We start from the raw sequence: 14,130 nt of genomic DNA, 5'->3' as shown, positions 1-14,130 counted from the left end.
ACTAATGCATCTTAGATGTAATAGCCGTAATTACTACCACGGAATCTAAACATGCTGAATATCCACCATAAATTAAATGCTTCATCTTGTGCCATGTTAGCCCTATTCACCGCTTGTACTTTTTCAACAGAGACACAAGCGAGTGGATTTACACTTCAAGACCACAGTGGTGACAACACCAACAATACTGTTCTAATAAACCCATCAACACTCACGATAGATTGGAATGGCTTGAGCGTTAACAATGCTCCGCTAACCGTTGACGGTATCCCTCAAACAGTAACCAAGATATCGCAGGATTCAACCAGCGCCTCTTGGACGTTAATGCCAAGCCGAGTCGCAGTAAAAGCTGAGTTAAACCAAGGTGAACTGTTCCTGCAATTCACCCTACCTTCTGATATCAAGGTAGACCGCAACCAACCAATAGAGCTGGCTTGGTTTGATCTTGAAGAACAAGAAACACAAACACTGCTACTGCCCTTTAGCGAAGGTATGCGCGTACCTACCGACAATAAGCTCTGGGCTAGCTATCTCGCCAATAACCACTCCGGAAGTAACACCACTCAAGACTTAAAGATGCCATTTTGGACCACGCAGCAGAGCGATCAGTTCATCAGCTACCAGTTGATCAACCCAATTAATAACCAACTGTTTTTTACTGATATCACTTCTGGATCGAGCTCTAAGAAGTCCCTTATTGATATGAGCGCATCACATCAATTTACCACGCTAAATCAATCACAACCTTTTGCTGTTCGCATAACGCTCAGCGATTCAATGCTCGATGGTGCCAAGCAATACCGAGACTGGCGCATCGCCAATGGATTATCAGAGTCACTAGCGTCAAAACAAACGCGCAATCCAGATATCAACAAACTGGTTGGTGCAAGTCATGTCTACCTATTTGGTAAAGATCCTTTGAGTATCCAAGATGTAAAAGACTGGTGGGGACTAAAAGAATGGTACTTTGAACGCTCAAAGCTCAGCATATCCGATGATGCTAAGCGCGAGCTATCACCTTTGTCTAAGGGTAAGGACTGGTTGAGCGAATACCACAAACAGTTGCTGTTGGATTCGGTTAGCCAATCACTGAAAAGCTTATATCCCGTCGCACCTCCTACACTTGCTGACAACACGATTGAGGCGCAATACATCGCAGCGAAAAGCAGAAAAAAATGGTTATTTGAACATGCGTCTTCGTTTCTAAATTCACCAGACACTTGGGGACAAGCTTTATCATCCGGCATGGTCGATAATCTAATTAACGCCGGATTGAACAAGCTTTGGTTGGGCTTTGATAACTGGATGCCTGCCTTTTATCAGCCAAACGCGGTCGAGTTAGCCAAACAATCTGGTTACTTGGTTGGGACTTACGACTCCTATAACACCGCAATACCGGCTCAATTAAATGACAGCTGGTTAACCGCTCAGCTGCCAGAACCAATACGAAAAACATGCGCAATTGAACAAGCTGATGGAGCTTTGAAAAAAGGATTTCGTGGGAACGGCTTCTACTTAAATCCCAATTGCCATTTGGACTACGTAAAACAGCGCGTTAAAGACATCATGAAATTTGGTCACTTCAATAGTTTATTTTTAGATGTCGATGCGACGGCGATGGCACGTGAAGACTACCGTGACAATACCAGTGAATCGCAGATGCTTTCCGCTTTTAACAACCGAATGCAGTGGTTAAGCGAGCAACCCTCTCTAGTATTGGGCTCCGAAGACGGCAACAGCTTAACCACCAGAGGCATTGCGTTTGCGCACGGCTTGGAAACAGTTGGGTTTGGGTGGACGGATAAAGAGATGAAACAAGACCGTCAGTCCCCCTACTTTCTAGGTCGCTGGTATCCTGATCATAAGCCCGACTTTTTCTTCAAACCGACAAAGGTTAAAGAGCCTTACAAGTCGCTACTGTTTTCGCCTCAATATCGTGTTCCGTTATACCAAGCTGTATTTCATGATGAAGTGATTAATACGCACCATTGGCACTCAGACAGTCTCAAGTTTACCAATGTGAAAACCAACCGTGACTTAACAGCCATGCTATATAACACGCCCGCGATGGTGCACTTAACCAGAGACGAAGCTCTCAAAAGCACTAGCCCAAGGCTCAAAGCCTTAAAACACCACCAAGATGGATTTGAGCCGATACATGAACAGTTGTGGAATAAAGCCTTGATTGATTTTTCATGGTTAGATAACAAAGGTAGCGTCCAACAAACAACGTTCAGTGATGGCAGTAAGATCATCGCCAACTTCTCTGACCAAGCGTTTGATCAAGGCGACATTGATGTAGCTGCGGCTTCCATCAAAGCAATATTAAGCAATGGAGAAGTCATAAAGTGGAAAGCCGAACTTAACTAAAGTGATTAATTTGGTCCCTTAGCTGTTAGCACAAAACCAAGGGGGTTAGCTTACCTTAATAAAGCTAAGATTAAGCTAACCAAGCTACTTGCGCTTCTCACTCTGAAACGCTGTGAGTAGATAATCGATAAACACCTTCTTGCGTTTCGGCATTAATTGTCTGTCGGCGTACACCAAGCTTACCGAAACTTGTGGCATGTCGTATTCCGGCAGCAGATTCACCAGTCGCCCCGTCTTGAAATGCTCACGACAGATGAACTCAGGTAACACTGCTAGCCCTAGGCCATCGACACAGGCCGTTAAACACGCGGTAATCGTGTTTACCCGGAGTTGGCTTGGTAGCTGAATCAATTCAGACTCCCCATCACCTAATTGCAATTCCCACTTAGGTAAACGTGCGGCTTTGTTTACCACCTCTATCATGCGAAATGGGATTTTTAGATCCTTTGGCGTGTTTATCGGACCAACTTGTTCTATATATTTAGGGCTCGCCACTAACACACGTTTAGAGGTTGTTAGGTATCGAGAGACCAAGCTTGAATCAACCAGCTCACCAATCTGTGCGTACAGGTCGATTCCTTCGCCGATAATGTCAACCTCACGGTTGGTTAGCTCCAAGTTCATCGTCACATTCGGGTATTCAAGCAGAAAGCTATGGATGTACTTAGCAAGCACTTGATGACCCAACTCTACCGGTAGTACTACATTCAATGGACCGCGAATCAGGTCTTGATTTGCAGAGACTTCTAGCTCCGCTTGATTCATGATCTCTTGCATTTGAAGGCTCGACTGATAGAAGCGCTCACCTTCAGGCGTGAGTATCAAACTGCGAGTCGAGCGAGTGATCAGCCTCACACCTAAATGCTGTTCTAGCTCCGCTAATTTTCGACTCACTGTTGATTTCGTCATATTCAACACTTCAGCAGCATGCGTAAAACTCCCACAATCAACCACTTGTGTGAAAACAGTCACAGCATTTAAGTCCATAAGACCTCCGAAAACTACAATTAGTAAGATTTTTGCAACAGTGTTTCCCTTTTTTCCTATCTTATCAATCAATCAGATTCATTTACAATTCGTTACATCCAAATAAAAACAAAATGAGAAAAGAGAAATGGCAGAGAACAACACCGCTTCGCAACCAGTAAGCACAAAAAAACGTAAAAAAGCCCCGCTTATTGCCACTGCGATCATGCTGTCATTGGGTTTAGCTGGTGCTGGATATTGGTACGGTTACGGTCAGTACTTTGAGTCGACCGATAATGCCTACCTACAAGGCGACATTACCAATATCAGCCCTAAGGTATCTGGCTATATCGTTAAGTCTTATGTAACGGACAACCAATCAGTTAAGGAAGGCGATCTATTGGTTCAAATTGATGATCGTGACTACCAAGCTGCGCTTGCTCAGGCTAATGCTCACCTAGCCGTCGTTCAGTCTGACGTGAAGAACCTCATCGCTCAGCAGACGTTACAACGTAGCAAAATCAGCCAAGCAGAAAGTGGCGTTGACTCAGCGAAAGCAGAGTACGAACGAGCGATTCAACAAGTGCAGCGCTCTCGTAGCCTGCTAAAACGTAATTATGCTTCTCAAGATGAGGTCGATAGCATGGTCGCTCAACAAAAAGTAACCCTTGCTGACTTAGAAGAAGCAAAAGCAAACCTGATTGCAAGTAACGATCAATTAACGGTTATTGCTAGCGAAATAGAACAAGCTAAAGCATCGGTCACTGAAGCCCAAGCACAGCAAGAACAGGCACAGCTAAACCTTGAATACACCAAAGTTTATGCGCCAACAGATGGCGTAATTGGTAAGCGAAGTGTACGTGAAGGCTTATTAATTCAAGCCGGTGCGCCGCTCATGAGTTTAGTGCCAAACAATCAAGTGTGGATTGAGGCGAACTTCAAAGAGACGCAACTAAGTGGAATCCACAAAGGCCAAACAGTTGAAGTGGAATTGGATGCTTTCCCTGGGCAACCACTTGAAGGCGTTGTCGATAGCTTCTCACCTGCAACTGGTGCTAAGTTCGCACTACTTCCACCAGAAAACGCAACAGGTAACTTCACCAAGATCGTTCAACGTGTACCTGTGAAAATTACGATTCCAGACCAGAAAGAGCTAAAAGGTCGTCTGCTTCCTGGTTTGTCTGTGGTTGCGACCATCGATAAACGAGGCTAACCATGAGCAACGCTGGCGTTATCACCCCTACGAATGATGAGAATGAGGTATCAACTCGCCATTGGATCGCCCTGTTCGGTGGCTTGATTGGTGCGTTTATGGCGATCTTGGATATCCAGATCACCAACTCGTCTCTTAAAGATATTCAAGGCGCGCTATCTGCGACCTTGGATGAAAGTTCATGGATATCTACGTCATACCTAGTCGCTGAAATGATTGCAATTCCACTCAGTGGTTGGCTTTCAAAAGCATTGGGTAAACGTCGCTATCTAACATGGACTACAGCAATCTTCACCGTGTCATCGTTATTGTGTTCATTCTCTTGGAACATGACCTCGATGATCGTATTCCGTGCGATGCAAGGTTTTAGTGGTGGTGCTCTGATACCACTCGCCTTCTCACTCGTTATACAGCTACTGCCTATCAACAAACGTGCTGTCGGCATGGCTTTGTTTGGTGTTACTGCGACATTTGCCCCATCTATTGGTCCAACATTTGGTGGCTGGTTAACCGAGAACTTCTCGTGGCATTACATTTTCTACATCAACATTCCACCAGCCCTGCTATTGATCACTATGATCCGATACGGCTTGGATGATGAGAAACTTGACCTCGGCACGCTGAAAAAAGCCGATTGGTTTGGCATCGCAACCATGGCATTAGGACTTGGCTGTTTGGAAGTGGTACTCGAAGAGGGCAACCGTGAAGAGTGGTTCAGCTCAAGCTTTATCATTACGTTGAGCATTATTTCTGCGATGAGTTTAGTTTACTTCGTGATCAATGAGCTTCAACACAAAAAGCCACTGGTTAATTTACGGCTCCTGCGTGATGGTCAGTTTGCGATGTCTTGCTTAGCGTACCTGATATTGGGTATGGCATTGCTTGGCTCTATCTATGTATTGCCGATGTACCTCACTCAGATTCAGCAATACAACGCGATGGAAATCGGTGAAGTGCTTATGTGGATGGGCTTCCCTCAACTATTAATATTTCCAATCGTGCCTAAGTTGACTCAAGTCATTAAGCCGAAATACTTAGTGACCTTTGGCTTCGCGTTGTTTGGGTTAAGTTGTTACGTAAATACCCACATGACCATAGACTTTGGTGGCCAACAGTTGATTTTGTCGATGGTACTGCGTGCGATTGGTAGCCCGTTCATCATGGTTCCACTTTCTTTAGTGGCGATGAAGAACATCAGTAAAATGGATACGCCGGACGCTTCTACGCTAACTAACGTTATGCGTAACCTAGGCGGGGCTTTCAGTATCGCGATTATCGCTACTCTGTTGGATAACAAGACGCGTGAACACCTGGGTCATATTAAAGAGTCATTGCCTTCAGTGAGCCAATTGGGTTGGCAAACACTAAAAGAGCAACAGGCGTTCTTTATTCAATCAGGAAGTGACGCTGCAACGGCGATGCATCAAGCCCAAGCGAGTTTGCTAGGAACCATGCAACGTGACGCGGCAATCATGGCTTACAATGATGTATTTCTTATGATGACCGCATTCTTGGCATTGGCTACTGTGTTGATTCTTAGCATGCGTGATTAGGTTTGAAGGTTAAAAACACCATTGAAATCGTAGATAAGTACCATTCCAACTCAACAAAGAGGCAAGCCTAACCGCTTGCCTCTTTTGTTCGAACAAGTGTTAACCTCACAAAATTTAGGGAAAAACAGTGGCCGCAAAGAAACATTCTCAATGGTTTGTGAATATTCTATAGTTACCAATAGCTTATTGACTATATAGATGTGAACTGAGCACCTTGACAATGTGCAACCTGAAACCTAAATTTAAAATATCATTTCGTATAGAGGAAAATGGATTTGACCTTACTAGGAGACCTAAGGGTGTTAATCGTCGACGACTCTAAAAGTGCGACGATTCTGATCAAACAACAGCTTGCTAGTTTAGGCATTGCGCACGAGTGTATTTTCATTGCGACAGATTATCGTCAAGCCATCAAGGCTGTCGAAACGCATGCGTTTCATGTTCTTCTCATTGATTATCACTTAGAGCAGTCTTTTACCGGCTTTGAGCTACTAGGTATTCTGTATCGTAATCGTCTTATCGACCACACGGTTGCAACAATTTTACTCTCTGGGGATATGCGCCAAGAAACAGTGCTTACCGCCCTATCAGGAGAAGCTCACCATTTTATTTCTAAGCCAATTAACACTCAGGCATTAGGTAAAAAGATCAAAAGTGCCGTATTCGAATCAAGACAAATAGATCAACTCAATCGCTTATATCCTATTACCACACCGGAATTGCTCAAACAGGCGTTAGAAATAACCAGCGAGAAATCCAACGTTCAATTCGAAGCAACACTGATTGAGCACCTAATCGCCGGGAAGAAGTGGCAACTTATCTCTAGTCTCATCACTCACTCTAAAACGAACATGCACCCAACCAAATTGGTCGCAGAAGCCCTAATTCTAGACAGCTTAGGAAAGCCCAACTTGGCAATAGAGAAGCTGCACAACTATCTTATCGTGCAACCACTATCGTTGAACGTGATTGATTGCCTAAGCTGTATTTATGAAAAACACAAGATGCTACTGCCCGCTTTAAAATTGGCTATTCGTGCATTTGAGATGACACCAAGTATTAGCCATCGTGCAATCAGAGCGATCGATTTGGCCGAGAATGCTGACAATACACACATGCTCATTAAGCTTGGTGAAATGTACGCAAGCCACATTTCACCTGCCGATATCGACGTAATTAATTCTATTGGAACCCACTTCGATTCCCTTAAAGCGACGTACCAAAGAGAAACTCAAGTACAGAATAAGCGTCTGTTGCTTGAGCATGCCAACCAATTTACCGAGTTGGTCAACTTGAAGCTTCCAGCCAAACTCCAACAACAGGTCTTGGCAAGCCTAGCCCTCTTTCAAGGCCATATATTGTTGATTGAAGGCAGCCCGTTAGTTGCGCACAAAAAAGTGATACGAGCGACTAAATTATTAGCTAATCAGTTTTACAATCAACCGACTTCACTGCTATCGCAACTTTTACCTTTGCTCTGCCACTTTGGTGAATACTCTTTGTATCACATCGTTGAGGAGTGTTTGAAATCACGCGGTGAGGCAATAAACGATAAACTGGAGTCTCGTAAAGACGATCCTTCGAACTGTATCAACATCGAAAACTCAGGATCGATCCAAGAACTACGTGACTTTATTACCAATTACCCCTATTCAGTCGCCGCTAAGCTAGACTATCTTTACGCTGTCAATAACGCATACGTTGAAACAGACCTTAGCGACGAATACGTGGAAGATCTTATTCAGTTAGACCTTCCTCCTAGATGGAATCAATGGATTAGTGACTCATCAAAATATGGTTATTCCACTAAGCCGCCCAGCCCATTTTCAATATGCAGCCAACAGGAGTCTATATGCTAGATTTTGATGCTTTAAATGCCTACCTAGACAATGACAGAGATGTAATTTTTGCCGTGTTATCAACCTACCAAGAAGACCATGGCAATTCGTTACAAGAGATCGAAGAACTTGTACAACAGCAAGATTGGGGCAAGCTTCATTTCACCGTGCATACCTTAAAAGGCATTTTGGCCAGCTTCGGAGAAGAGACAGCAACCGTTGCCCTAGAAAGAGTTGAACAGAACACGTTTAACAAAATAGCTCCTGAAGCTGAAGACCTTTCGCTGATCTACAGTGAGGTGAAAATTATTAATCAACAAATCGATGAAGTGCTCAGCACCTATTAGTCTGGAAGTCGTTCCGCTTACTTCATTTTATCCCACCACAAGTACTGACGATGAATGTTGAGGTTTTGTAGATTCACAGAACCTCAACGCTTGTCGTTTTCGTGAATAAATTATTCCTTTCCTATCACTTATAAATTCACGTGATTTATCTAGACTCCACACACATAATAATCTCTTTATAAAAATACTTATCTAATTGTTTTTATTGTAAAACCAGACTCTCATTAGAATATGATTCAGTTAATTATTTGTTGAGTATTTTGTGACATTCACATACGAAATTGCATTTTATTTATTGGTAAAGATAGAACTCTTATCTACACTCTAATAAAATCACGTATTAATCTCTTAGTGGTATAATAATAAATAAAAAAACGTTCAGTCGGCTAGATAAGGACAAAGAAATGAACAACGAGAACATTGCTGCGTTTCAAGGGCTCACGGATGAGACCCCCATAACTGAATCATTTTCCACAACTTCAGAACCTTATGCACGTTACTTGAAGGACATTGTTGGTATTGACCTACTATCTCGTGAAGATGAACTGTACTACGCACGTTTAAATCGTCAGGGGGACAAAAGTGCTCGTGATGTAATGATCGAGTCCAATTTACGTCTCGTAGTTAAGATCGCAAAGAGTTACCTCAAGCGCAAAGGAAATAACTTCACACTACTCGATTTTATCGAAGAAGGTAACATTGGCTTAATTAAAGCGATCGATAAATACGACCCAGAACAAGGCTACCGCTTTTGCACTTATGCGGTTTGGTGGATTCGTGAAAACATCGAAGCAGCCTTGATGAATAAAGGGCGTACGGTTCGTTTACCAGCCCACGTTTGTAAAGAGATAAATAGCCTTGCTTCTAAAAAGCTCGACGTAAGCAAGAAAATGTGCAAATCAATTTCTATCTCTGAGTTATCTGACAATTCAGGAATTAAACTTGAACGCGTTGATCAACTGGTAGTACTGAGCGGTTTTATTGATGTAACCACCACTGTAGATATCAACCATGAACCATTAGTTTTGGAGCAGTTCGAAAACCTTGATATCCCATGTCCTCAACAAGATTTAGAAGCTCAATCATTCACACAAGCTTTAGAACAAATTATAGATACTTTGCCGTCTAAATTGCAGAAAGTCTTAATTCATCGTTTTGGGCTCTTTGACAATAGCATTAAGACACTATCTGAAGTTGCAGGCATGTTGGATGTGCGTGTTTCCAATGAACGAGTAAGACAAATGCAGAAAGAGGCAGTTGAAAGGATTCAGAAGCGACTGCAATTTGATGGATGGATCTAAATATATATAACTATAACGTTGTTATTAAAGGGTGAACTTAGAGAGGCTTGTCCTTTTTTGTGTCTGCCTTCCTATAAGTTGACTAACGTTAACCAGGCATTACGTCACTTAAAAGGCGTGGAATGTTCATTACATAAAGTCAGATAATTAACATAAGTGGTCTCAAGGCGGTCCAGTTTCCACAAAGATAGAATTCGCTTCGCCGCAAAATAGTAATCTTTGTTTCTCAATAGCATGCCAACCGTGCGGCTGAGTTTCTCAAATCGAACTTGATCACTTGCAGAAATATGATCATCTTCATTTTGAATAATCGGTGCTAAACCATCGGAAAACCAAATATTTAGAATTTCTCGCATCTCTAATTCACACTCAGGCACATCCACACTCGACAACTCTCTATATTGAGGTGGTGGCACGATGTATTTTGATGCTTGTGGCGAACTGACATATCGATACATGTCGCCTCTCCTTTTAACTGACTCTTCTAATAATTAAGGACATTTTTGCCCGTTCTCAAGTTTTAAGAATAATAAGAGACAAATGAAAAGCCACGCAAAGGTCACTCTACATGGCTTTCATGAGGGCAACATGTCGCCGCCCTTACTACTCGTTTAAGCTCTAACTGAGCCCCTTATATTAAAGCGAGCTTTGGTCAAAGTCGTTGCTTTGATCGGTAGCTGTTTGTGAATCTGAATCAAAGCTGCCAGAATCGTCCGTGAAGTCTACACCTACGTCTTGACTACCTGAACTTGTCCAGTCGCTGCCGCCAGATTCCATACCAGCCATGTCCGTTTGCTGTTCTTGCGTAGAACCTTGCATGGTGTATTGATCATTAACGTCAACTTCAACAGAGCCACTTGCACCGTCTATCGAACTACCCAACTCGTCGTAACCTTGGAATTGGATCTCGCTTGTGCCTTCGTAACCTTCAGGAAGCTCAACCGATACCGGCTGCTCAAGGTTACCACTGATAGTGAAGCTGCCATCACCGTTATCCAACGCATTACTCACGCTAGAGCCTTCAGGTAAACCAGACATTTCCACGTAATTCACCGATTCGTTACCACTTACCTCATCAGGGATCGAGATAGAGATAGTATCGCCGGGAGCGGCTGTTACGTCAGCAACGCTGTCTTCTGCTTCAGCATCTTGAGCTTGGTCATCAGCTTGTTGTACGACTTCCACTTGCTGCTCTTCTGTTGCTTGAGCAGCTTCTGCTTGTGGTTCATCACCTTGAACTGAATCATCAGCGACTTGGATGCTTAAGCTATGGCTCGATACTTCACCACCGTCATTAACTTCGACATTCATTTGTAAGTTGCCATCGAAGTCTTCGTTTGGCCAGTACGTCCACTCACCTTCACCCGATTCAGCGAAGAAACCGGCTTCGTTCGCGTCTGCAACATCGACAACTTCTGCCGTTTCGCTCACGCCAAGTTCATCCACCAACTGCGATTCTGTGATAGTTAATGAACCATCGTCGGCTAATGCATAACCGTCACTCGCAATCGCTTCATCACCACCTTGGATATCCACATTGAAGAAGCTTTCGATGCGATTTTCGCCATCGGTAGCAATAAATCCAACTTGAACATCGCCGGTGTAACCTTCGGCTGGTGTGAATTGGTAGTTACCTTGGTTATCGCTTTCTATTACGCCCAGACCTTCCATCAAGCTTACTGACTCAATGCTCAAGCTATCGCCTTCTGCATCGCTCAGATTTGCTAACATGTCTTCGTCAGTGAACGACAAGATAGCATCTGCTGCGATTTCCGTCGTTGTGATGCTGTTAACTTCTGGTGTCGCATTCTCTTGTGAATCGCCTTCTTTGACGACTACGCCAGTTTGCTCATCATGAAGCACACCATCTTTATCGACCACGTAAGCAATGTTTGCTTCACCAGTAAAACCAAGAGCTGGTGTAAACGTCCACGTGCCATCGCCATTATCGACAATCTCACCTTGGCTACGGTCCGCTAGGTGAACCAATTTCACTTCATCATCACCATCTGCGTTTACATTTTCAGCAAGTCCAATTAGGTCATCCGCTGTTAGGATAATTGAGTCACCCGCAACAGTTTCGAAATCACCTGAATCGATACCACCCTCAAACGCTTCTGGTTCATCTCCGTAATCAACCGTTGTTGCGCTTACGGTTACGAAGAACTCTCCATGGAAGTCTTCGGGTGGTGTCATTTGAATGTTTGAGATATCCCAGTCGAACAAGTCAATGTATTGACCCGGTTCAGTGATCATTACGGTGTTCACACCATCAGTCACTTCAAAACCAACAGGGAAACCCGTCATCACTAAGTTACTTAGGGTTTCTGAATCATCGACTAAGCCGACGTTCAATCCTAGGTGACCCGTTTCATCTTCACCGAAGACAAGTGGACCGTCATGGTCGGTTGTAATCACTGCGCCATCCGCAACAGGACGAACGTACACAGGAACATCTAGAACCGTTTCAAACTCACCATCACTCACCACAACTTGTAGGTCAGAAACGCCTGCAAAGTCGCCCGTTGGTGTGAATGTCCAAGTGCCATCACCGTTGCCTGTTACTTCTCCGCCATCTTCACCGTCTGCGGTGATAATGCGAGAAACAACAAGGTCAGCAGTATCAATGTCACCGAACAGGTTCATTAAGTCGCCAGCATCGAAGGTGAACGCGCCATCTTCGTCCGTTGTCATCATTGCGTTACCGACATTGAATGGTGCGTCGTTAACCGGAATGACATCCACATTCAGCGAGCCATCAACCACTTCTTCACCGTCAGTAGCTTGATAACCGAGTTCTACTAAGCCGTTAAAGTCTTGAGTAGTCACTAAGTGATACATGCCGTCTGGTTGCTGAGTTAAGATTGCGTTTGCAGGAGCTCGAACCGTAATGCTTTCGATACTGATCTCATCACCATCCAGGTCCGTCACTTTATCCGCGATGTAAGCCGGGTCAATCACCATGACCACATCTTCTTCGCCTTGCATCTGAATGGTTGGCGCCTCTGGAGCATCATTAGTTGCTTCTAAGTCAAGCTTTCCATCAACCGATGTAGTTAACTCACCGTCGCTAACATTAAATGACATTGGTATTTCGCCATTTAGATCTTGAGCTGGTGTAAACGACCAAGTGTCATCACCGTTAGCAACTAATGCACCATACTGCTCGTCAATAACAAGATCCGAAGCGGACAGCTCACCATTGGTATTATCAATATCAGAAGCGTTTGCCAACAACATTTCTTGAGTGATAACAATAGTTGTATCTTCAGTACCGTCTATAGTAAGAGAAGTCGACTGAGGTGCATCATTAACTGGATTAACGGTTAAGTCAGCCGTCGCGGTCACCGTATCGGTGCCGTCCGTTAGGTCGAAGAAGATATCAATGTCGCCATTGAAATCCGCATCCGGCGTAATAGTGAAGCTGCCGTCATCATTTGCCGTCACCGTCGCGTTACCGCCAACAGACAAGTTCGCTGCCGTTAGGTCATCGCCTTCCACATCGGTCGCTTGTGCCAACAATTGCGCTTGGCTCAAGGTAATCGATGCGTCTTCATTGACCGTGTAAGCCAAATCACCGCTCACTGGCGCATCATTAACGGCCTTCACATCCACTTCGGCCGTCGTCGAGACTTTCTCACCATCTTCATCGGCAACCACAACCGTTAAGCTCACACCACCGTTGAAGTTCTCATTCGGTGCAAAGCTGTAGGTGCCGTCGTCATTCGCCGTTAAGATGCCGTCAGCACCCGTGTACGTCACACTGTCTAGACTAACATCACCTTCCACATCACTCGATTGAGCCAGTAACTGCGCTTCAGTGAAGTTAATCACTTCATCTTCATTCACAGAGTAACTGGTTGAACCCGCAACCGGTGCATCGTTCACTTCTACAACGGTTAGGCCCGCTGTTGTTGATGCGGTTTCGCCATCCTCATCTCGGATTACTACATTGAAGCTCACATCACCGTTGAAGTTCTCATTCGGTGCAAACGTATACGTGCCATCATCGTTGGTCGTAAACACGCCATCAGAGCCACCGTAAGTGACGGTACTCACGCTAATGTCATCGCCATCAATATCTGACGAATTTGCAAGTATCTGCTCGTTACTGATGGTGATCGAGTTATCTTCATTCACCGTGTAAGACGTGCTGCCCGCCAATGGCTTATCATTCACCGCGTCAACCGTCACACCAATGGTCGCACCCACCGTTTCTGAGCCAGTTGTCACGGAGAAGCTTAGGTCCACTTCGCCATTGAAGTTCTCATTCGGCTCAAAACTGTAAGTACCGTCATTGTTGTTGGTTAAAACMCCATCCGTTCCTGTGTAAGTCACGGAGTCAATCGACAACGTTTCACCATCGGCGTCTGACGCCCCCGCCAGAAGTTGCGCATCGGTGAACGTTAATGTGCCATCTTCATCAATGGTGTAACTAACATCACTCACCACCGTTGGGTCGCTCATCGGATTGACCGTTAGGTCTGCCGTCGCGGTCACCGTATCGGTACCGTCCGTTAGGTCGAAGGAGATATCAATGTC

General features: G+C 44.4%; 9 protein-coding genes. 6 read left to right on the top strand and 3 right to left on the bottom strand.

Annotated elements, in window-relative coordinates; translation table 11 throughout:
• Positions 1–51: 51 nt before the first annotated feature.
• Positions 52–2,370, top strand: a complete 2,319-nt coding sequence (locus L1D55_RS22740; protein ID WP_239918960.1) for a glycoside hydrolase — start codon at positions 52–54, stop codon at positions 2,368–2,370.
• Positions 2,371–2,454: 84 nt separating this feature from the next.
• Here the strand turns inward: L1D55_RS22740 and L1D55_RS22735 are convergent, their stop codons facing one another.
• Positions 2,455–3,357 (bottom strand): LysR family transcriptional regulator, encoded by a 903-nt coding sequence (locus L1D55_RS22735; protein ID WP_239918959.1) that lies wholly within the window; start codon positions 3,355–3,357, stop codon positions 2,455–2,457.
• Between the two features lie 127 nt (positions 3,358–3,484).
• On the opposite strand from L1D55_RS22735, the gene L1D55_RS22730 reads away from it, so the two are divergent.
• From L1D55_RS22730 to L1D55_RS22710, 5 genes are all read left to right on the top strand, one after another.
• A complete protein-coding gene (locus tag L1D55_RS22730) occupies positions 3,485–4,549 on the top strand; it encodes an HlyD family secretion protein (protein WP_128164157.1) in 1,065 nt (354 codons plus the stop codon).
• Positions 4,550–4,551: 2 nt separating this feature from the next.
• The gene (locus L1D55_RS22725) at positions 4,552–6,102 is read left to right on the top strand and encodes a DHA2 family efflux MFS transporter permease subunit (RefSeq protein WP_239918958.1); all 1,551 of its coding nucleotides are present in this window, start codon (positions 4,552–4,554) and stop codon (positions 6,100–6,102) included.
• Between the two features lie 269 nt (positions 6,103–6,371).
• Positions 6,372–7,961 (top strand): response regulator, encoded by a 1,590-nt coding sequence (locus L1D55_RS22720; RefSeq protein WP_239918957.1) that lies wholly within the window; start codon positions 6,372–6,374, stop codon positions 7,959–7,961.
• Positions 7,955–8,287 (top strand): Hpt domain-containing protein, encoded by a 333-nt coding sequence (locus tag L1D55_RS22715; protein ID WP_239918956.1) that lies wholly within the window; start codon positions 7,955–7,957, stop codon positions 8,285–8,287. Before L1D55_RS22720 ends, L1D55_RS22715 begins: the two co-directional genes overlap by 7 nt.
• 404 nt (positions 8,288–8,691) lie before the next feature.
• Complete coding sequence (locus L1D55_RS22710) at positions 8,692–9,588, top strand: sigma-70 family RNA polymerase sigma factor (RefSeq protein WP_239918955.1); 897 nt, start codon at positions 8,692–8,694, stop codon at positions 9,586–9,588.
• A gap of 104 nt (positions 9,589–9,692) precedes the next feature.
• Here L1D55_RS22710 and L1D55_RS22705 read toward each other — a convergent pair whose 3' ends face one another.
• Positions 9,693–10,046, bottom strand: a complete 354-nt coding sequence (locus tag L1D55_RS22705) for a hypothetical protein (protein ID WP_239918954.1) — start codon at positions 10,044–10,046, stop codon at positions 9,693–9,695.
• Between the two features lie 178 nt (positions 10,047–10,224).
• Positions 10,225–14,130: tandem-95 repeat protein (locus tag L1D55_RS22700; protein ID WP_239918953.1), on the bottom strand; the 3,906-nt coding region annotated here is incomplete at its 5' end.

Origin of the sequence: Vibrio sp. Isolate22, assembly GCF_022398115.1 — a bacterium.
Lineage (GTDB): Bacteria > Pseudomonadota > Gammaproteobacteria > Enterobacterales > Vibrionaceae > Vibrio.
This window is presented reverse-complemented; position numbering and strand designations above follow the sequence as displayed.